This is a genomic window from Chryseobacterium sp. D764 (genome assembly GCF_019317325.1).
Lineage (GTDB): Bacteria > Bacteroidota > Bacteroidia > Flavobacteriales > Weeksellaceae > Chryseobacterium.
This window is the reverse complement of sequence record NZ_CP079219.1, coordinates 1,120,523-1,141,115: the sequence shown is the minus strand read 5'-3', so window position 1 is coordinate 1,141,115 and position 20,593 is coordinate 1,120,523. Positions and strand designations below refer to the sequence as shown.

Genomic DNA, 20,593 nt, shown 5'->3' with positions numbered 1-20,593 from the left:
GTTTTTTAAGATGGGTGTATATTTTTTTCTATTTGTCTTTTTTATTGTGTTTAAGAGAAAAATGTTCCTATAAAGGTTGGGAAGACCATTCTCCACAGTGGCCAGTCGTGCCCTATCCATTTTCTTTCGTCATACCAGAAATCGATTCCTTTCAGCCTTAAAATTTCGGACATTTCAACATTTTTTTCTTTGCAGATATCCTGATCAGAAGTACTGAGTACAATATGCATGTGTTTGTATTTCCAGGCTTCATCATTTCTTACAAATTCTCTGGGGCAGTTGAAATATACGATTTCATCAGAATAGTCATCCATGAAATTTCTTATGCTGAACGCTCCGGAAAGGCAAAACAGATGAGAAACCACATCAGGAAATCTGAAAGCAAAATTGGCAGCGTGATAGCCTCCAAAACTTGCTCCGGCTACTGCTACGCGATGGGTTTTATGAAGTTTCTGAATATAGGGAACAAATTCCTTGATCAGAAACTGTACATACCGTTCATAATTTCTTATTCTTTGCTGAGGAGATATTTTGTCATCATAAAAACTCCAGCTGTCAATGGTCTGAACATTGTAAAGCTTTACTTTTCCCTGTTCTATAAACCAGTTGATACTTCCGTTAAGATGAAAATCATGATTTTGAGTGTATTGTCCCTGGGAAGTAGGAAACATAATAATAGGGTGGCCGTAATGCCCGGTCACTTCTACCTTGAGACTTGTTCCCAATATATTTGAATAATATTCTGTATGTTCTATATGAGGCATTTTTCCTTGTTTAATTTTAATACTGTACTTCTATTTGATAAATTCAATTCCTCCAGGCTGATCTTTTTTCTAAAAGTTGAGTCAACGAACTGATAATATGTCTTGCCATTTTCCAGAACTTATACTCTCTAAATTACATTTTAGTATGGAATCTTCCGGCAGATTATATATTATGAATTCAATAACATTTTGAATATCAATGTTACTCTTTATTTTTAGGAACTCAGTTTGTTGCCTTTTGGAGGCAGAATGTTCAGCATATCTGCATGAATCATATCTGCAGCAGAATCCAGTCTGTCCTGCACAATGGAGGCATCTCCGGATTTGTAAACAATCCCGACATGATAATCTATCGGAAGGAATTTTACAACTTCTTCACATTCAAAATTACTGTAATCCGGTTCCTTATCTTTAATCAGCGCAACAATAAGCCCTGAGTAATATCCTGTAGGTGGTGAAATACTGTAATCATTTCTTCTCAGAAGTGCATCTTCAATTTTAGCCCATTCTCTCCAGATATTAATACCGCTTGAGGCCTCTACCAGGTCCGGAATATGAGCACCGCCAACCCTTGATGAGGTTTCAAGAAAATACCATTTTCCATCTTCTTTTCCTTGGATAAATTCTGTATGGGTGGCACCATTGATCAATCCGAAATTGGAAAGAACTCGGGCATTAATTTCTTCCAATGCCTTAAACTCCTCGGAATATCTTCCTAAAGTCTTAGATCTGAATACTCCGCCTTCATGGGAAACCTGCATAGGAGGAGCAAGGTATTTTGAGGCAGAAGTAAATACAATTTTTTTATTAAAAGTAAGGCTGTCCACATGGTAAACGTCTCCGGGCTTAAAACTTTCCAGTAAAAAAAGATGACGTTCTTCTCCCAGTGTCTCCAGTGCCTCATAAAGTTGTTCCTTGGAAGTTATTTTCTTGATTCCTGATGCTGAAGCTTCAGAGCGGGGTTTCAGTACCCATGGTGCAGGAACATGGTCTGTAAATTCATTGACTTCATGATCATTGAATACAGGTGTAAATTCGGGAACGCTGATCTCTGAATCTTTTGCTTTTTGGCGCATAGCCAGTTTATCCCTGAAATACCGGTGTGTAGTCTGTCCCATTCCCGGAATACGGAATGTTTCCCTGATTAATGCCGCTTTTTCTACGTCATAATCATCCAATGCTACTACAGCATCTACTTTTCTGGTTTTCATCAGGTGGGAAAATCCCTGAATCAGATGCTCCAGATTCCATACAGACGGCTTGAGTTCCGGCATATAAAATACCTCATCAATTGCATGCCAGGGCCAGTTTTTTTCCTTAAGATTTTCTGAGGTTACTAAGATGATTTTATTGCCGAGATTCTTCATTTCGTCCATAAAATCGTAGCCTTTGTAATAGCACGAAATACACACAATAGTTTTCTTCTCCATATAATGTTTTTTAATTTTTAGTGAATTTTCAAAAATAAAAGCATTTATTTATTGTTTTATTAATATTAAAAAATGCAATATCGTGCGTTTTTGAAAATTCACTAATCAATTATACAGAGTTTTTTTGTAAAAAACTAATTTTTAATGATAATTTTCAATTAAATCCACAAGGAGTTGAACCCCATAACCTGTTGCTGCTTTTTCCTTGGCGTAGCCTACATTCCCAAAGGCTACTCCTGCAATATCCAAATGTGCCCATTTAGGATGGTTTTCAATGAATTGCTCTAAGAATTTTGCTGCAATAATACAGTCTCCGATCGGTTTTAAGGAGATGTTTTTCATATCGGCTACATCAGACTGAATGTCGTCCTTCCACACATCCCATAAAGGAAGATTCCATACTCTCTGATTGGTTTGATCTCCGGTTTTTATCAGATTATTTTTCAGTTCCTCATTATTGGAGAACATCGCGGCACAGGTATCTCCAAACATGCGTACAGAGCTTCCTGTTAAAGTAGCCAGGTCAATCAGAAAGTCTGTTTTGTAGTTTTTGGAAAGGTAAGATAATCCGTCTGCAAGGATTAAACGGCCTTCGGCATCGGTATCAAGTACTTCAATGGTTTTTCCGTTGTAGGCTGTGATCACATCACTCGGAAGCAGGGCTTTTTCAGAAACAGCATTATCTGTAATAGGAAGAATAGCAATAATGTTCACAGGAAGCTGCATTTCTGCAGCATAAATTAAAGTACCCAAAACAGCTGTAGCGCCTCCCATATCAGACTTCATATAATGCAGATTGGCAGAGCTTTTTATTGATATTCCTCCAGTATCAAACAAAATACATTTTCCTACCAATCCGAAAGTCTTGGCATTTTTAACCGTAGTTTTATATTCTAAAATAGTGAACGCAGCATCATAAGCACTTCCCTGATTGACCGATAGATAAGCACCCAATCCAAGCTCTTCACATTTCTTTCTGTTGAAAACGGTGTACTTCAACTCATGTTTTTTTGCCAGATTTTTAAGATATGCACTTAAAATATCCGGTTTTTTAAGATTGGCAGGTTTGTTGAGCCAGTCCTGACAGGCAGTCTGCCCGTTAATAAGGGCTTCGGTTTTTTGACTGATATGATCTAGTTTTTTCTGGCTTAAATTTTCAAAATGCAATTCAAATTTTACATTCCAGAAAACATGTTTCTTATCGAAAGGATAGTTGTACGTTCCTGCTAAAATTCCTTTTACAAATTCCTCAAACTGTTTTTCATTCATGAAATCTGCCAGAGCTAATGTAGGCACTGCCTGCAGTTTTTCTTTCTGTGTTTGTGAAAATTTTGCTGCAACCTGCTGGATTTCGAAATTCTGTAACGTAGATTTTCCTAATCCAATAAAATAGGTAATTCCTTCTTCATGAGCATTAATGAAAACTTCATACTTCTTTCCCGTAAAAAAAGTAGAAATGTTTTTATTGAAATTTTTACTGGATTTTGTCCATTCTTCCTCTGTAAATACGTGGAAGACCTGAGTGTAATTTTTGTTTTTTTTATTAATTAGTTTCATAAATAAATATTATATTTTTCTAAGATCATAGACAATCGTCGTCTTCATTTGTTCTTGTCTGTCCGAAAATCTTCTTCAGCAATTTTGCTGGCTTAGTTTTTAATGCTTTGTTGTTGTGGTTTTACTTCTACAGGGTTTTCAGTATTGTCGTAGAATAGCCATTCAATGGCCCTTGGAAACTCCTGTGACCAGTAAAATTCATTATGAGTGCCCTCAGGATTGATATTGGTCTTGAACTCAAAATCAAACAGCTTTTTCTCTTCCCATCTTTTCAGATATTCTTCAAAAATATGAATCCTTTTGACCATTTTAGATCCTTCCTGACCGCCTCCATAAAGATAAATTTTTGTTTTAAAAGGAACCCGGAAATTCATCATCGGGAAATTGTTATTGGGCTCAACCCACAGTGAAGGAGAGAATATCAATAATTTGGAATACACTTCAGGATAAAGAAATCCGCTGTATATACTGATGAGCGCCCCTAATGAGCTGCCCCCAATTCCGGTATTGTCACGGTCTTTTTTTGTTCTGTAATTTTCATCCACAAAAGGTTTTAAAGTATCTGCAATAAAACGGATGTATTTTTTTCCCTCAGAACCATTGGCTACATGATCATTATCGAAAATATATTCTTTAATTCTTTCCTCGCTGCCATGTTCTATAGCAATGATGATAAGGTCACCACGGCCATATTCTGCAAGGATAGACAGCTTCTTATCAATTTCCCAGTTTCCGAAGCCGCTTCCTTCATTGAATAAGTTCTGGGCATCCTGAAGATATAAAACAGGATATCGCTTATCCGTTGTGTGATAATCGTAGGGAAGCAGTGCCCAAACTTTACGGTGGCGGTCAAGCTGCGGAATATAAAAATTTTCGGAAATTATTTCAGCAATGGGATAATATTCTTCTTTGAACGGTCCCCAGTTTAATCTCCATTTTTTTACAGTATCCGAAGTTTTGCCAGCTGCTTTTTTTACTTTCCGGTTGGGAGTGATATTTCCATATTCATCCAGCTCCACATTCTCCCAGCCTCCCTTTGTGAATTTATAGTCAATTTCTTCGGCAAGTATCTGGTCTTCAATTTCTATAAAATAATTGGAGGGATCTGTTTGTTGGAGCTGGAAATTGTAATCTTTAGGATTCCAGCTGTTGAAATTTCCGGTGATAAATACCGGTCTGTCGTCTTTTTCTTCTGTATAAAGTTCAAACCTCATCGTATGTGTTTAATAAAAATAGTGATGCTAAATTTAAAAAAAAGATTGTTTTGAAATCATAAAAATGTGAGGTAAAAAATGATATATTTGATAGAAAGACAAAACACGAAATGGTATTGATAATTATTTGATGAATTATTAATCGCTATTGTCAGTATTTTTCGTAGTTTCAGGCAAATTATAAATATAAACTGATCTTGATGAATTCTGTTAAAACCTACACGCTTTTCACCGATCATGATGTGTATCTTTTCAAAGAAGGTAGACATTATAAGCTGTATGGTAAATTTGGAGCACATTCTGCTGAAAAAGATGGCGTGAAGGGCGTGTACTTTTCAGTGTGGGCACCCAATGCAAAGAAAGTTTCCGTTATTGGAAATTTTAATAACTGGAATCATAAAGATCACATTTTGTTTCCAAGATGGGACGGATCTGGAATTTGGGAAGGATTTATTGAAGGCTTAACCTGGGGAACATTATATAAATATGCCATTGAAACACCAAGAGGCGAGATTCTGGAAAAAAGCGATCCTTATGCTGTAAGCTGGGAACAGAATATTCAGGCAGCTTCTTTGGTTTCCACCACCTGGTATGAATGGAATGACAAGGAATGGATGGATAGCCGCTGGGAAAAAAACAGGCTGGAAGCTCCTATATCAGTGTATGAACTGCACCTTGGCTCATGGGTGAGGGAAGGTGATAATCCTGGACAGTTTTTAAATTACCGGGATATTGCAGAAAAGCTGGTCCCTTATATCAGAGAAATGGGGTTTACCCACGTAGAGTTCATGCCTGTAATGGAGTATCCGTACGATCCAAGCTGGGGATATCAGATTACCGGTTTTTACGCGGCGACTTCACGCTTCGGTTCACCACAGGATCTGATGTTTCTCATTGATGAACTTCATAAAAATAATATAGGCGTTATTCTGGATTGGGTTCCGTCTCATTTTCCCGGAGATGCTAATGGTCTTCACCGCTTCGACGGTTCCTATCTTTATGAACATGAAGATCCGAGAAAAGGTTTTCATCCTGATTGGAAGTCACATATTTTCAACTACGGGAGAAATGAAGTGAAATCTTTTCTGATCTCTAATGCCATGTTCTGGCTGGACCGCTACCATGCTGATGGATTGCGTGTAGATGCCGTAACTTCAATGCTGCATCTGGATTATTCAAGAAATGAGGGCGAATGGGAACCGAACATCTATGGAACCAATGTAAATCTGGAAGCGAAAACATTTCTGCAGGAATTTAATACTGCAGTGTATAAGGAATTCGGAAATAATATAATGACCATAGCAGAGGAAAGCTCAGACTTTCCCATGCTTACAAAACCTGTTCATGACGGAGGTGTAGGCTTTGGAATGAAATGGATGATGGGCTGGATGCATGATACGCTGGATTATTTTAAAGAGGATTTTCCTAACCGTAAATTCCATCACCATAAACTGACGTTTGCTTCTATGTATATGTATAATGAAAATTATATGATGCCTTTGTCACACGATGAAGTGGTACACGGAAAAGCAAGTCTGATCTATAAAATGAAAGGGGACGAATGGCAGAAATTTGCCAATCTGCGGGCCTTATATGTATATATGTATACCCATCCCGGAGCCAAACTGCTTTTCATGGGGGATGAATTCGGGCAGACCAGTGAATGGAACTTTACCAGAAGCCTGGACTGGCATTTGCTGAAATATCCTGTTCATAAAGGAATGCAGGAAATCGTTAAGGAACTGAATCACCTGTATACATCAGACTCTGCCTTTTATGAAAACCAGTTTGATAAACATGGTTTTGAATGGGTAGAAGCAGATGATCTGGAAAACTCAGTGTATATATACCTGAGAAAAGGAAAACGGAAAGATGATGTGGCTATGGTAGTTTTGAACCTGGCACCAAAAGTACTGGATTATAAAATAGGGATTCCTGCAGGAACTCATTGGGAGGTTGTTTTAAATTCTGATGATGAAAAATACAGCGGAAGCGGAGTAGAACCTGAAATACTGGAAGAGAAGTATGAAGAATGGCGGGGATACCCGAAATCAATGACTGTAAAACTACCGCCCTTGGCAGGAATTATTTTAAGACAGAAGAAAGATAAAAAATATAAATTACACAGAATTAAACACAAGAGATAAAGAATGGTTGTTTATCATTTAAGTACAGAATGTTATCCTGTAGCAAAAGTAGGCGGTCTTGCGGATGTAGTAGGAGCGCTGCCAAAATATCAGAATAAAATAAAAGGAGTAGAAGCTAAAGTAGTAATACCATGGTACAACAAGCCCTTTATATATGATCATGAATTTGATTTGGTTTTTGATGGATTTATTCATCAGGGAACCAATATGCTGCAGGTTCAGGTGTTGAAAGAAAAGACAAACGCTCTGGGGTTTGAACTGTATATGGTGAGAATCCCCGGATTATTAGACAGAGACAATCCTTATGGATATCAGGACGAAAGTTTCCAGTTTATGGCCTTCCAGCATGGAGTGTTACACTGGCTGTGTGCCATGGAAATTCGTCCAGATGTTTTACATTGTCATGATTATCACACCGGACTGGTTCCCTTTATGGTAGAACACTGCCGGGAATTTGAATTTTTAAAAGGAGTGAAAACAATAGGAACTATCCACAACGGAGAATATCAGGGAACGATGAGCTGGGGGATGGCGCACTATATGCCGTCTTTTGATTCTTATAAATGGGGACTGATGGATTGGAACGGATTCATGAATCCTCTGGCCAGTATGATTAAATGTGCTGATGCCTTTACCACCGTTTCAGAAGGATATCTGGAAGAACTTTTTATAAGTTTCCGCGGATTGGAAAGCCTTGTTCGCCAGGAATTTGGAAAAGCATACGGAATTATTAATGGTATCGACACTGAAGTCTGGAATCCGGAAACCGATCCGATGCTGGACTTTAATTTTAACAGTAAAAATGCAATTGCTCAAAAGAAGAAAAATAAACAACAACTCTGCAAAGAATACGGATTGAAGCCGGAACTGCCTTTATTTGCCTTTATTGGAAGGTTTGCTACAGAAAAAGGAGCCGATTTTTTACCGGATGTAGTATGGAAGAGCATTAAACAAAGTTACGGAGCTTTAAATATTATGATTCTCGGGTCTGGAAATACCTATATTGAGAATAAGTTAAAGGAATACGATTATACCTATACCAACTTTGCTCTGGATCTGGGATATAAAGAACATCTTTCCCATAAGATCTACGCATCGGCAGATTTCCTTCTGATGCCTTCAAGAGTAGAGCCTTGCGGATTGAATCAAATGTATTCCATGAGATACGGAACTGTTCCTGTAGTAAGATATACGGGAGGGCTCAGAGATACCGTAGAAGATATCTCAACCGGAGGTGCAGGGCTTAACTTTACTTATCCTGGCGTAGATGATATTGTACATGCGATGAACAGGGCGCTGGGCATTTATAACCAAAAAGGAGTGATGGAAGATCTTATTCATGCCAACATGAATTTTGACTTTGCATGGGAGAAATCTGCAGAAAAATACATAGCTTTATATAATAGCTGATACAATAAAAATAAAGAATGTTTTAAAGTAGCGGTGAACACTAAGAACAAAACAATAAACTCAATAAAAAACGCAAGATATTTATGAATCGAAATGTAATCTCCATAGTTTTAGGAGGAGGCAGGGGAACAAGATTATTCCCGTTAACATATTCCAGATCAAAACCGGCTGTGCCTATCGCGGGAAAATACAGGTTGGTAGATATTCCTATTTCAAACTGCCTGAATTCTGGATTAAATAAGATTCTGGTTTTAACGCAGTTTAATTCTGCTTCTCTCAATTCACATATTAAGAATTCTTATCACTTTGATATTTTCAGCAAAGGCTTTGTCGATATTCTGGCAGCTGAACAGAATGTAGAAAATGAAAGCTGGTATCAGGGAACTGCAGATGCCGTAAGACAATCGATGAAACATCTTGAAAAATATGATTATGACTATATCCTGATTCTTTCAGGAGATCAGCTGTATCAGATGGATTTCAGGGAAATGCTTGATTTCCACATTGAAAATGGAGGCGATCTTACTATTGCTACAATCCCTGTCAATGCAAAAGATGCCACAGGTTTTGGGATCTTAAAATCAGATGATGAAGGAAATATCACCTCTTTCTATGAAAAGCCGGATTATGATATGCTGGAAGGTCTGAAATCTGAGGTTTCAGCAGAAAATAAACATACAGGAAAAGAGTTCCTGGCTTCCATGGGAATCTATATTTTCACCAAGACTATCCTAAAAAAAATGTTTGATGAAGGAGCTGGTGATGATTTCGGAAAAGATATCATTCCGAGCTCTATTGGAAAATACAAGACACTAAGCTATCAGTATGAAGGATACTGGACAGATATCGGAACTATAGAATCTTTCTACGAAGCGAATCTGGATCTTTGTCTGGATCTGCCGCAGTTTAACCTTTTCTCTTCTTCACCCATTTATACCAGAGCAAGGATGCTTCCTCCGTCAAAAATCAACGGTTCTTATGTAAGTAAGGCTGTGTTTGGTGACGGATGTATCATTATGGCTGATAAAATTGAAAATTCAGTAATCGGGAACAGAACAAGAATAGACAAAGGAAGCACCATCGTAAATTCCTATGTGATGGGAGCCGATTTTTACCAGAATACCACAGAAATTGTGCTGAATGACAGAGCTGGCCGCCCTAATATGGGAATCGGGAAATATTGTTATATAGAAAAAGCAATCCTTGATAAAAACTGTTACATCGGTGACAATGTGAAAATCATCGGAGGAAAACATATCCCGGATGGCGACTATGGAACTTATTCCGTACAGGATGGGATTGTTGTAGTGAAGAAAGGCGCTGTAATTGCTCCGGGAACACATGTCGGATAATAGAAAGGAAGCTGGAAGATATTAAGCTGATGTAGAACCAGTAATCTTATCATATAAAATTCATGTTTATAAGGTAAGGTCGAATGTTTTTAATCAAAAAATGATTAGTAATTATCCACGGAATAGTAACCTCCAGCTTCTCTCACCCAGCTTCCAGCCTTTAACCAGATTAATTATTGTTAAACATACAATCAGAGTGATCAGCATATTGTTCACTCTTTTTATTTATACTATTTTTGTGCGATGCGTATTTTTAAGATATTAACTTTTATCGTTGTTTTGTTGGGGGGAGCTTATGCTGCTTCCATGTACTATTTTGTGGACGAAAGTAAAAATTTCACCATTGAAAAAGAGATTGATTATCCGGTAGATAAGGTATTTACCCAGTTTAATAATCTGCAGAACTTTACAAGATGGAACAACTTTTTTACCAGTTCACAATCTATCGATATTGATTACTATACGCCTTATGAAGGACAGGGAAGTGCCATCAGTTATGTAGATGCTAAAAATAATACCGATGGAGAAATGTTCATCCGGTATGAGAACCTTAATAAAACATTGAAATATCAGCTTTTTGAGGATGAAAATGAAAATCCAACGCTGGTTGATGTTAAATTTAAGCCTGTTTCTGCAGAAAAAACAAAAATAATCTGGTACGTACATACACCTAAACTGGCTGTCTGGAAAAGAGTAGAAAACTTCTGGACTGAAGACCGTTTTGCTGAAAATATCGACAAAAGCATGACGAATCTTAAAAATTCTTTAGGAAATAAAGTAGAAAAAGACAATCAGATGGCAGCAATCAAATATGACAGCCTGATGGTGGAAAATGAAGAAGACAAACTGCTGCTTGGGATCAATGTAAGTACTTCAAATAAGAAAGACGCGCTCTACAAAAATATCGTGATGAATTATAACAAAGCTTATAACTTTGTGACGATGGATATGGGAAAAAGAGATGATGAATTTGGATATCCCATCCTGATCACTGACGCGGACAATTATAAAGATAAAGAAGTTTCTTATTTTCTGGGAATTCCGCTTTCTAAGAAAATTGGAGTGTCTGACAATAATTTCAATTTCAGATCTGTAAATCCGTCTCAAAATTACGTAATCTACTATAAAGGGAACTATGAAGGACGAATTCGGGCAATTCAGCAGCTGATTCAGAAAGCCAAAAAAGACGAGATGCGCTTCGGGGATATCCGCCAGACCTTTATTGAACGTCCGATGGAAGGACAGGACGTGAACATGAAGCTCTCATTATCAGTGTATAAGTGATTTTTATTTATTTATTTTTTTCTTAAGTTTTTTTAACGGTTTCAGACTGTTCTAACTCGGTTTTTTTTATTAAATTTGAAGATTAATTCTACAAATAAATTTTAATAAATAGATAAACTGTAATAATGGACAGATTTTCATTCCTAAACGCAGCTCATTCTCAATTAATTGAGGATTTATACCAACAGTACTTAAAATTCCCAGACTCCCTAGAACCATCATGGAAAGCCTTCTTTCAAGGCTTCGATTTTGCTTTAGAGAACTATGGAGATGACGATAACACCCAGTTTATTCAGGCTTCGGCCAGCGCTGCCCCGGCAGTTCAACAACAGATTTCTCAGGCAGTATCAAACGGAGAAGTTCCTGAGCATATCAAGAAAGAATTTAAAGTAGTAAACCTTATTGAGGCTTACAGAACAAGAGGGCACCTTTTTACAAAAACAAACCCGGTAAGAGAAAGAAGACACTATACACCTACTTTAGATATCGAAAATTTCGGTCTTTCTAAAGAAGATTTAAATACAAAATTCAACTGCGCTGTTGAAACAGGAATGAAAGAGCCTGCTACATTGGCAGATTTGATCAAACATCTTGAAAGTATCTACTGCGATTCTATCGGAGTAGAATATACATACATCAACAACGTTGAAGAAAAAGATTTTATCAAAAGATGGCTTCAGGTAAATGAAAACCATCCAAGCCTTTCTGCAAACGAAAAAACAGAGATTTTATTAAAATTAAATCAGGCGGTTGCATTTGAAAACTATCTTCACACAAAATTTGTAGGACAAAAAAGATTCTCATTAGAAGGAGGTGAAACATTAATTCCGGCTTTAGATCAGTTGATCTCAAGATCTTCTCAGTTAGGAGTGGATGAAGTGGTGTTAGGAATGGCTCACAGAGGTAGACTAAACGTACTTACCAATATTTTTGGGAAATCTTACAAGCAGATTTTCTCGGAATTTGAAGGGAAGGAGTTTGAAGAAGATGTATTCTCAGGTGATGTTAAATATCACTTAGGATCATCTAAAAAGATCAAAACTGCTTCAGGAGAAGAAGTGTGTATAAACCTTACTCCGAACCCGTCTCACCTTGAGACAGTGGCTGCTTTGGTAGAAGGGATCTGTCGTGCAAAAGTAGATGACAAATACAAAGATTACTCTAAAGTATTGCCAATCATCATTCACGGTGACGGAGCTATTGCCGGACAAGGTATTGCTTACGAAGTAGCTCAGATGATGACGCTGGAAGGATACAGAACAGGAGGTACCGTTCATATCGTTGTAAATAACCAGGTTTCATTTACAACCAACTATATGGATGCAAGATCTTCAACATACTGTACAGATATCGCAAAAGTTACAGAATCTCCTGTAATGCACGTGAATGCTGACGATGCTGAAGCTGTTGTTCATGCCATCCATTTTGCTGCTGATTTCAGAGCGAAATTTGGAAAAGATGTTTATATCGACCTTTTAGGATATAGAAAATACGGACATAATGAAGGTGATGAACCAAGATTCACTCAGCCTAACTTATATAAAACAATTTCAAAACACCCGAATCCAAGAGAAATTTATAAAGATAAATTACTTAAAGACAGCATTACTTCCAATGATGTAATTGCTAAAATGGAAACGGAATTCAAAGCTCTTCTGGATAAAGATTTTGATGCTTCAAAGGAAATTGAAAAGAACGTAATGGATCTGTTCATGGCTGAAGACTGGACTAACTACCCAATCGGAAAGAGAGGAGCAGTTCAGTTGCCGGTTGATACAAAATATGATGCAGCAAAGCTGAAAGAATTAGCGCTGAAAATGTCAACACTTCCTGTTGATAAAAAATTCATCAATAAAATTACAAGACTTTTCGAAAACCGTATCAAAGCTATTGAAGGAAATTCATTAGACTGGGCATTAGGAGAGTGGTTAGCATACGCAACACTACTTGTAGAAGGTCACAACGTAAGAATTTCCGGAGAAGATGTAGAAAGAGGTACTTTCTCTCACAGACATGCGGTAGTAAAAACAGAAGATACAGAAGAAGAATATATCCCGTTAAGACACGTATCAGAAAGCAGATTTGATGTATTCAACTCTCACCTTTCAGAATATGGTGTTCTAGGTTTCGATTACGGATATGCAATGGCTTCTCCAAATACATTAACGATCTGGGAAGCTCAGTTCGGAGATTTCGTGAATGGTGCTCAGATTATTGTTGACCAATATCTTGCCGCAGCCGAAGAAAAGTGGAAAATCCAGAACGGATTGGTAATGTTATTGCCTCACGGTTCAGAAGGACAGGGAGCAGAACACTCTTCAGCAAGATTGGAAAGATTCCTTACCCTTTGTGCTAATGAAAATATGGTAGTGGCTAATATTACTTCACCTGCCAACTACTTCCATTTATTGAGAAGACAGTTGAAATGGGGCTTCAGAAAACCATTGATCGTAATGAGCCCTAAATCTTTATTGAGACATCCTAAAGTGGTTTCTCCAATTGAAGATTTTGCAAACGGTACATTCCAGCCAATCTTGGATGATCCAACTGCAGATCCTAAAAAAGTAGAAAAAGTAGTTCTTTGTTCAGGTAAACTGTACTTCGAATTATTGGCGAAGAAAGAAGAACTGAACTGTGAAAATATTGCATTAGTAAGATTCGAGCAGTTATATCCGCTTCAGACAGATGCTATTGAAGCAATCTTCAACAAATACGAAAATAAAAAACAATTGGTTTGGGCTCAGGAAGAACCTGAAAACATGGGAGCTTGGTCTTATATCCTGAGAAACTTCAGAGATACAGGAATCCAGGTGGTTGCTCCGGTACCAAGCGGTGCTCCAGCTCCAGGTAGCCACAAAATGTTTGAGAAAAACCAGAATGCAGTGATCAACAGAGTTTTCGACAGAGATGATGCTCCTGCAAAAAGACCAGTTACAGCTTAATTTAAATAATATCCAATTAAAAAATAAAAAATACTCGATATGTCAGTTTTAGAAATGAAAGTTCCTTCACCGGGCGAATCAATTACAGAAGTTGAAATTGCAACTTGGCTTGTAAAAGATGGTGATTATGTAGAAAAAGATCAACCTATCGCCGAAGTGGATTCAGATAAAGCAACTCTTGAATTGCCGGCAGAACAAAGTGGTATTATCACTTTAAAGGCAGAAGAAGGTGATGTAGTACAGGTAGGTCAGGTAGTTTGTTTAATTGATATGGATGCTAAAAGACCAGAAGGTGCTGCACCTGCTGCTGAAGCTCCAAAACAGGAAGAAGCTCCGAAAGCGGCTGAACCTGCGAAACAAGAAGCTCCAAAACCTGCAGCTCCGGTAGCGGCTCCACAAACTTATGCAACAGGAGCTCCATCTCCGGCTGCTAAGAAAATCCTTGATGAAAAAGGAATGGATTCTGCTCAGGTTTCAGGAACAGGAAGAGACGGAAGAATTACTAAAACTGATGCTGAATTAGCGGCTGTTCCTGCATTAGGAGGAAGCCCAATGACAGCTACAGGTGCTAGAACTACCACTACAACTAAACTTTCAGTTTTAAGAAGAAAAATCGCACAAAGACTGGTTTCTGTGAAGAACGAAACAGCTATGCTGACGACTTTCAACGAAGTGGATATGTCTGAAATCTTCAGATTGAGAAAACTTTATAAAGAAGAATTTGCTCAGAAACACGGAGTTGGACTTGGTTTCATGTCTTTCTTTACTAAAGCGGTGACAAGAGCATTACAAATGTACCCGGATGTAAATGCATCTATCGACGGTGACTTCAAAGTAAACTACGATTTCTGTGATATTTCAATTGCAGTTTCAGGTCCTAAAGGATTAATGGTTCCTGTATTGAGAAATGCTGAAAATATGTCTTTCGCAAGCGTGGAAGCAAACATTAAAGATCTTGCTATCAAAGTAAGAGACGGTAAAATTACTGTTGACGAAATGACTGGTGGTACTTTCACTATTACAAATGGTGGTACTTTCGGATCTATGATGTCTACGCCAATTATCAACCCTCCACAGTCTGCAATCTTAGGAATGCACAACATTATCCAGAGACCGGTTGCTGTTGACGGACAGGTAGTAATTAGACCAATGATGTACGTTGCAATGTCTTATGACCACAGAATTATCGACGGTAAAGAATCTGTAGGATTCCTTGTTGCGGTAAAAGAAGGTATCGACAATCCAGTTGAAATATTATTGGGAGGTGACGAAAGAAAAGGCCTTGGTTTATAGTTTTAATAAAATTATAATGTAAATATATTATCTCGCCTTATAAAAAAGGCGAGATTTTTGTATTTATTAAGAAAATGCTACAATGATGTTTTCAAAAATGACTTCCAATATCAAAGTTTCAGTAATACCTGAATATGATAGTAAAAACAGTTATCCATCCGAAAACCGTTACGTTTTTAAATACAATATCACGATAGAAAATGACGGAAGCTTTCCTATCAAAGTATTGAAAAGAAAATGGTTGATTTTTGATGTAGGATTTGGATACACAGAGATTATAGGGGATGGCGTGATCGGCCTCACTCCTGAAATAGGAACAAATGAAAATTTCTCTTATTTCTCCAATGTAATGCTTCGTTCTGGAGTAGGGAATATGAGCGGAAAATACCTGGTGAAAAACCTGGAAACACAGGAAACTTTTGAAATTGATATTCCAAAATTCAATCTGTTATCTGAAGTGTTGAGTAATTAAAGCTTTTTTTGTACCAGAATAGTACAATAGTAATGATTGATAGATTGCAGAATAAGAACCCGGGTTCAATAATCTGTTCTATTAAAGTTTTTTGATTTTCGCTTTCAAATATTCATTTACTTCATCATTACTGGTGAGAAACAATTTCTCAAAAGCCAGGAGAGAGATCTTTGCACATACTTCAGCATCTGCTCCCGCTCTGTGGTGGGTAAAATCAATTTTATGATATTCTGCCAAAGGTTTCAAACCGTATTTTGGAAGGTAGTTCCATGACTTCTTGGCAAGCTGTATGCTGCACAAATAGCTGAGCTGGGGAGTAAACATCCCATAATGTTCCAAACATCCTCTTAAAACAGAAGCATCAAATCCTGCATTATGAGCAATCATAAGGCTTCCGTACATCATATCCTGGGCTTCATACCATATCTCATCAAAAGTAGGTGCATCTTTTACGTCTTCCGGTTGAATACCATGCACCGCAATATTGAATTTATTAAAATAAGGAAAACTCGGAGGTTTGATCAGCCAGGTTTTAGTCTCAACAATCTTAGAATCCTGTACCACACATATTCCCATCTCACAAGCTGAACTTTTCTCATGAGTGGCCGTTTCAAAATCTATTGCACAGAAATCCATTGTTTTTAAATTATAAATTGTTGCTAGTTCTTTAGTTTAGAGTTTAAAGTTTAAAGTTTAAGGTTAGTTGAAGTTATAAATGTTTTTACTATCCCTATTACCTGCAACCTATCATCTGCCACCTAAAAAGTGTTTAAAAATAAGCCATTTCGATTGATAGAACTCATTCTTTTGGCTTTTCTGACGAAGTTTCCATGTTCCCGGAAGCTGTCCGTAAAATCCAAAATGAGCCTTTACAACAGCCCACAGATGTGGAAAACCATGTTTTAATCCAAAATAAACTCCGGCAACACCATCCAGACATAATCTGAAAAAGATCAGCCATATCAATTGAGGAAAGGGAAGGTTCTTAAGCATCATGGAAAGGTTATTTCTGATGTTTAAAAAAGTTTTTTGTGCACTCTGTTTGTTAAGTGTACCACCACCTACATGATAAACTTTGGATTTTCCCGTATAATAAATCTTTTTTCCGGAATTAATGAGTCTCCAGCAAAGGTCAATTTCCTCCTGATGGGCAAAAAATCTGGCATCAAAACCATTCTGTTCCCAGAAATCTTTTGAACGGATGAAAAAGCAGCATCCTGATGCCCAGAAAATCTCTGTTTCATCATTATACTGTCCTTTATCTTCTTCCAGGTCATCAAAAACCCTGCCTCTGCAATAAGGATATCCAAGGTTGTCTATCAATCCGCCGGCAGCTCCCGCAAATTCAAAATAGCTTCTATTGTGATAAGATAATATTTTAGGCTGTACTGCTGAAACGGAAGGATTTTTTTCCAATAATTCCAAAGCAGGTTCTATCCAGTTCTCGGTAACTTCTACATCAGAATTGAGAAGGCAGTAATATTCGTTAGAGATGGCTTTCAACCCTTCATTATAACCTCCTGCAAACCCATAGTTTTTATCGTTTTTAATAACGGTTACTGTGGAGAAATTCTTTTGTAAAAACTCAATGGAATCATCCGTAGAAAGATTATCGATAACAAAAATATCCGCATTCTGAGAAAATTGAACCACACCCGGAAGAAATTTTTCAAGCCAATTTCTGCCGTTCCAGTTTAAGATGGCAACTGCCAGTTTTTTCTGCATGTCAATCTAATTTTTTTCGGAATCAAAATTTTTGATGGAGTCCTGGTATTTCCATTTTCTGTGTGACCAAAGATAGTTGTCCGGATTTTTGTGTAATGTGTTTTCCAATAATTTATGGAACTTTCTTACCACTTCATTTTCAGTAAACTTTTCACCATCAGGACATATTCTATGATAATTTACCTGATAATAACCACGTTTTACCTTCTTCATCTCACAATAGATGAAAACAAGATCCATTCTGGTAGCCAGCTTATCATATCCAACAAAAGCAGGAGTTCTCTGATTCAGGAACTCTAATCCGTACGTGACATGTGCGAAGTGAGGAGTCTGATCTGCTACAAACATATAGGCTGAATCTCCATTGTTTTTAGATCTGAAAATATTCAGGATCACTTCATTGGCTTCCAATGCTTCATTTCCGAATTTATTACGGACCTTCCTCATCTGGTTCTCCCAGAAGTCATTATTTACCTTTCTGTATACAGGATGGCAATGCGCCTGGGGAACAATCTTTGCCAATGCATTGATCCACTCCCAATTGAAGACATGTCCTGCCAGAAGGATAATGTTTTTACCCTCCTTTTTAGCATCATGAAACAGTTCCTGATTGATGTGCTGCATTCTCACCCTGGCTTCTGTCTCAGAAATGCTGAAAGATTTGATAGTTTCTACCAGATAATCTGAAAAATTAAGGTAGAATTTTTTCCGGATCTCTTTAATTTCTTCTTCCGATTTATCAGGGAAAGAGTTTTTCAGATTTTGGGTAATTACCTCTTTTCTGTATCCTACCAGATAATAGTTCAGGAAAAAAATCACGTCCGAAAAAATATACAATATTTTAAGCGGAAGTTTGGAGATCAGATATAATATTTTGATTAGAAAATTCATAAAACACGCAAATTTAGTGATAATAAAATTATGGTTCTATTTTTGCAGAGGGATATATATTATTTTTTTACTTTTATGTTATGAAAAAATTGACAATGTTAGCTTTCCTGGGATTAAGTGTAATCGCTTTTGCACAGGATGTAAAAAATACACCTGATAAAGGAAATCAAAAAAACGCTCTTATAGTTCCGACTGAGCAGAAAGAATTAGAAGCAAAGAAAAAAGCTGCTGAAGAAAAAGCTAAGCTGCCAAAGCCTTATGATCCAAAAGCGGATGCAGAGGCGGATATTAAAAAATTAGTAGCTCAGGCTAAGAAAGAAGGTAAAAACGTTATGATCCAGGCTGGCGGAAACTGGTGTATCTGGTGTCTTCGTTTTAATAATTATGTACAAACTACTCCTGAATTAAAGGAAATAGTGGATAAAAACTATGTCTACTATCACCTGAACTTTTCTCCGGATAATAAGAATGAAAAGGTTTTTGCCCAATATGGGAATCCGGGTGAGAAATTTGGCTATCCGGTTTTTATTATTTTAGATAAAGACGGGAAAATGATCAAGGTTCAGCAAAGTGATGTTTTAGAAGAAGGAAAGGGGTATAGCAAAGAAAAAGTAAAAGAGTTCTTTACTACCTGGGCTCCTAAAAAAGGATAAAATAAAAAACTGCTTCAGAAATGAGGCAGTTTTTTTATTTCTATGAGTATTACATTAATTTCTTAATCCAGCTTAATTTTTTCTCAGAATACGGTGGATATTTGATGTTCGGTTCACCCCAGGTGGCTTTTTCAAGAACAGCTTTTTGATGTGAAAAGGCTTCAAAGCCATATTTCCCATGATAATTTCCTATTCCTGAACTTCCCACCCCTCCAAATGGTAGATGATCATTACTTAAATGCATTACCGTATCATTGATGCAGCCTCCTCCAAAAGAAAGTTTCCGTGTAAAGATTTCTTTTTCCTCGGAATTATTGGTAAAAAGATAGGCAGCCAATGGCTTTTCAAGTTCCAAAACAGAGTTGAGAACTGCATTGTAGCTTTGAAAACTGATAACCGGCAGGAGAGGTCCGAAAATCTCTTCCTGCATGATTTCGTCATTCCAGTTTATAGGGTTCAGAATAGTAGGCTCTATGTGTAGCTTTTCTTCATCAAAAGATCCTCCGGAATAGATTTTATCTTTATCAATAAGGTGTATAAGACGCTGGAAATTTCTTTGATTAATAATTCTTGTGTATTGCCCGGAGCCCGCTTCATATTTAAACTCTTTGATATATTTTCTGAGCATTTCCAGAAACTGTTCCTGAATGGTTTCTTCTACCAACAGATAATCGGGAGCTACGCAGGTTTGTCCGGCATTGAGGAATTTTCCCCATACAATTCTTTTTGCTGCTATTTCAAGATTGGCATTTTTGGTGACAATAGCCGGAGATTTTCCTCCCAGTTCAAGTGTTACGGGAGTAAGATGCTCTGCTGCCGCTTTGTAAACAATCTTTCCAACCTTTGTACTTCCTGTAAAAAATATTTTGTCAAATTTTAATTTTAAGAGAGCTGTCGTTTCATCAATATCACCTTCGTATACGTAAAGGTATTCAGGTGGAAAGTTTTCATTGATGATAAATGCCATCGCCTTCATCGTATTTTCAGCTATTTCGCTAGGCTTAACAATACAGCAGTTTCCAGCTGCCATTGCCGCAATAACAGGAGAAAGGGATAACTGATAAGGATAATTCCAGGCTCCGATTACCAATACACAGCCAAGAGGGTCTGCATGAACTTTACTGCTCCCGAGCTGGTTGACAAGATTGGTGCTTACTTTTTTAGGCTTTGAAAGAGATTTTAAATTCTTGATATAATAATTGATATCATTCAGAATAAAAGATAGCTCTGTTGTGAAAGTATCAAATTCGGATTTTCCAAAATCTTTGTTAATCGCTTCATACAGCATTTTCTCATTAGCAATAATAAGGCTTTTAAGCTTCTCAAGATACATTTTCCGGAAAGCAAGATTTTTGGTCTGCTGTGTTGTAAAAAAATCCCTTTGGTTCAGTAAAATTCTTTCAATTTCCATTCGTAAGCTTTTGTATTAAACGTAGTGCTTTGCGCAATATTGCTGCTG

At 37.3% G+C, this 20,593-nt stretch carries 16 protein-coding genes; 8 read left to right on the top strand and 8 right to left on the bottom strand.

Translation table 11 applies throughout. From position 1 onward, the window contains the following. Positions 1-50 precede the first annotated feature (50 nt). The 4 genes from KYG33_RS05100 to KYG33_RS05085 all read right to left on the bottom strand — a co-directional run bounded on the left by KYG33_RS05100 (position 51) and on the right by KYG33_RS05085 (position 4,965). Complete coding sequence (locus KYG33_RS05100; protein ID WP_219072792.1) at positions 51-764, bottom strand: alpha/beta hydrolase-fold protein; 714 nt, start codon at positions 762-764, stop codon at positions 51-53. Positions 765-979: 215 nt separating this feature from the next. Next, positions 980-2,194 (bottom strand): acetyl-CoA carboxylase biotin carboxylase subunit family protein, encoded by a 1,215-nt coding sequence (locus tag KYG33_RS05095; protein ID WP_077416892.1) that lies wholly within the window; start codon positions 2,192-2,194, stop codon positions 980-982. A gap of 141 nt (positions 2,195-2,335) precedes the next feature. Further along, a complete protein-coding gene (locus tag KYG33_RS05090; RefSeq protein WP_219072791.1) occupies positions 2,336-3,751 on the bottom strand; it encodes a leucyl aminopeptidase family protein in 1,416 nt (471 codons plus the stop codon). Positions 3,752-3,843: 92 nt separating this feature from the next. Further along, complete coding sequence (locus KYG33_RS05085; RefSeq protein WP_077416896.1) at positions 3,844-4,965, bottom strand: alpha/beta hydrolase-fold protein; 1,122 nt, start codon at positions 4,963-4,965, stop codon at positions 3,844-3,846. 200 nt (positions 4,966-5,165) lie between these two features. On the opposite strand from KYG33_RS05085, the gene glgB reads away from it, so the two are divergent. The 7 genes from glgB to apaG all read left to right on the top strand — a co-directional run bounded on the left by glgB (position 5,166) and on the right by apaG (position 15,865). Continuing rightward, positions 5,166-7,112: a 1,4-alpha-glucan branching protein GlgB gene (glgB, locus tag KYG33_RS05080; RefSeq protein WP_219072790.1), complete on the top strand. Its 1,947-nt coding sequence runs from the start codon at positions 5,166-5,168 to the stop codon at positions 7,110-7,112. Between the two features lie 3 nt (positions 7,113-7,115). Continuing rightward, positions 7,116-8,522, top strand: a complete 1,407-nt coding sequence (locus KYG33_RS05075; protein WP_219072789.1) for a glycogen synthase — start codon at positions 7,116-7,118, stop codon at positions 8,520-8,522. Between the two features lie 83 nt (positions 8,523-8,605). Continuing rightward, positions 8,606-9,874: a glucose-1-phosphate adenylyltransferase gene (locus KYG33_RS05070; RefSeq protein ID WP_047385305.1), complete on the top strand. Its 1,269-nt coding sequence runs from the start codon at positions 8,606-8,608 to the stop codon at positions 9,872-9,874. Between the two features lie 243 nt (positions 9,875-10,117). Continuing rightward, entirely contained in the window at positions 10,118-11,158 is a 1,041-nt protein-coding gene (locus KYG33_RS05065; protein ID WP_077416902.1) for an SRPBCC domain-containing protein, read from the top strand. Positions 11,159-11,283: 125 nt separating this feature from the next. Continuing rightward, entirely contained in the window at positions 11,284-14,100 is a 2,817-nt protein-coding gene (locus KYG33_RS05060) for a 2-oxoglutarate dehydrogenase E1 component (RefSeq protein ID WP_180563872.1), read from the top strand. Positions 14,101-14,139: 39 nt separating this feature from the next. Continuing rightward, complete coding sequence (gene odhB, locus KYG33_RS05055; RefSeq protein WP_077416905.1) at positions 14,140-15,393, top strand: 2-oxoglutarate dehydrogenase complex dihydrolipoyllysine-residue succinyltransferase; 1,254 nt, start codon at positions 14,140-14,142, stop codon at positions 15,391-15,393. A gap of 82 nt (positions 15,394-15,475) precedes the next feature. Beyond that, entirely contained in the window at positions 15,476-15,865 is a 390-nt protein-coding gene (gene apaG / locus KYG33_RS05050) for a Co2+/Mg2+ efflux protein ApaG (protein WP_077416907.1), read from the top strand. An 81-nt stretch (positions 15,866-15,946) separates the two neighbouring features. On the opposite strand, the gene KYG33_RS05045 is transcribed toward apaG, so the two are convergent. The 3 genes from KYG33_RS05045 to KYG33_RS05035 form a co-directional block, all read right to left on the bottom strand. Further along, a complete protein-coding gene (locus tag KYG33_RS05045) occupies positions 15,947-16,501 on the bottom strand; it encodes a 3'-5' exonuclease (RefSeq protein ID WP_047385300.1) in 555 nt (184 codons plus the stop codon). Positions 16,502-16,612: 111 nt separating this feature from the next. Then, positions 16,613-17,590 carry a glycosyltransferase family 2 protein gene (locus KYG33_RS05040; protein WP_077416909.1) on the bottom strand — a complete coding sequence of 326 codons (978 nt, stop codon included), beginning with the start codon at positions 17,588-17,590 and terminating at the stop codon, positions 16,613-16,615. A gap of 6 nt (positions 17,591-17,596) precedes the next feature. Beyond that, positions 17,597-18,481, bottom strand: a complete 885-nt coding sequence (locus KYG33_RS05035) for a lysophospholipid acyltransferase family protein (RefSeq protein ID WP_077416911.1) — start codon at positions 18,479-18,481, stop codon at positions 17,597-17,599. Positions 18,482-18,561: 80 nt separating this feature from the next. Between KYG33_RS05035 and KYG33_RS05030 the strand changes: the two genes are divergently transcribed. Further along, positions 18,562-19,134, top strand: a complete 573-nt coding sequence (locus tag KYG33_RS05030) for a thioredoxin family protein (RefSeq protein ID WP_077416913.1) — start codon at positions 18,562-18,564, stop codon at positions 19,132-19,134. Between the two features lie 49 nt (positions 19,135-19,183). Here the strand turns inward: KYG33_RS05030 and KYG33_RS05025 are convergent, their stop codons facing one another. Further along, positions 19,184-20,545: an aldehyde dehydrogenase gene (locus KYG33_RS05025; protein WP_219072788.1), complete on the bottom strand. Its 1,362-nt coding sequence runs from the start codon at positions 20,543-20,545 to the stop codon at positions 19,184-19,186. Between the last annotated feature and the right edge of the window lie 48 nt (positions 20,546-20,593).

Excerpts from the sequence above, each read along its gene's own strand:
- KYG33_RS05100 (WP_219072792.1), bottom strand. The coding sequence starts at position 764 with ATGCCTCATATAGAACATACAGAATATTATTCAAATATATTGGGAACA.
- KYG33_RS05095 (WP_077416892.1), bottom strand. The coding sequence starts at position 2,194 with ATGGAGAAGAAAACTATTGTGTGTATTTCGTGCTATTACAAAGGCTAC.
- KYG33_RS05090 (WP_219072791.1), bottom strand. The coding sequence starts at position 3,751 with ATGAAACTAATTAATAAAAAAAACAAAAATTACACTCAGGTCTTCCAC.
- KYG33_RS05085 (WP_077416896.1), bottom strand. The coding sequence starts at position 4,965 with ATGAGGTTTGAACTTTATACAGAAGAAAAAGACGACAGACCGGTATTT.
- glgB (WP_219072790.1), top strand. The coding sequence starts at position 5,166 with ATGAATTCTGTTAAAACCTACACGCTTTTCACCGATCATGATGTGTAT.
- KYG33_RS05075 (WP_219072789.1), top strand. The coding sequence starts at position 7,116 with ATGGTTGTTTATCATTTAAGTACAGAATGTTATCCTGTAGCAAAAGTA.
- KYG33_RS05070 (WP_047385305.1), top strand. The coding sequence starts at position 8,606 with ATGAATCGAAATGTAATCTCCATAGTTTTAGGAGGAGGCAGGGGAACA.
- KYG33_RS05065 (WP_077416902.1), top strand. The coding sequence starts at position 10,118 with ATGCGTATTTTTAAGATATTAACTTTTATCGTTGTTTTGTTGGGGGGA.
- KYG33_RS05060 (WP_180563872.1), top strand. The coding sequence starts at position 11,284 with ATGGACAGATTTTCATTCCTAAACGCAGCTCATTCTCAATTAATTGAG.
- odhB (WP_077416905.1), top strand. The coding sequence starts at position 14,140 with ATGTCAGTTTTAGAAATGAAAGTTCCTTCACCGGGCGAATCAATTACA.
- apaG (WP_077416907.1), top strand. The coding sequence starts at position 15,476 with ATGATGTTTTCAAAAATGACTTCCAATATCAAAGTTTCAGTAATACCT.
- KYG33_RS05045 (WP_047385300.1), bottom strand. The coding sequence starts at position 16,501 with ATGGATTTCTGTGCAATAGATTTTGAAACGGCCACTCATGAGAAAAGT.
- KYG33_RS05040 (WP_077416909.1), bottom strand. The coding sequence starts at position 17,590 with ATGCAGAAAAAACTGGCAGTTGCCATCTTAAACTGGAACGGCAGAAAT.
- KYG33_RS05035 (WP_077416911.1), bottom strand. The coding sequence starts at position 18,481 with ATGAATTTTCTAATCAAAATATTATATCTGATCTCCAAACTTCCGCTT.
- KYG33_RS05030 (WP_077416913.1), top strand. The coding sequence starts at position 18,562 with ATGAAAAAATTGACAATGTTAGCTTTCCTGGGATTAAGTGTAATCGCT.
- KYG33_RS05025 (WP_219072788.1), bottom strand. The coding sequence starts at position 20,545 with ATGGAAATTGAAAGAATTTTACTGAACCAAAGGGATTTTTTTACAACA.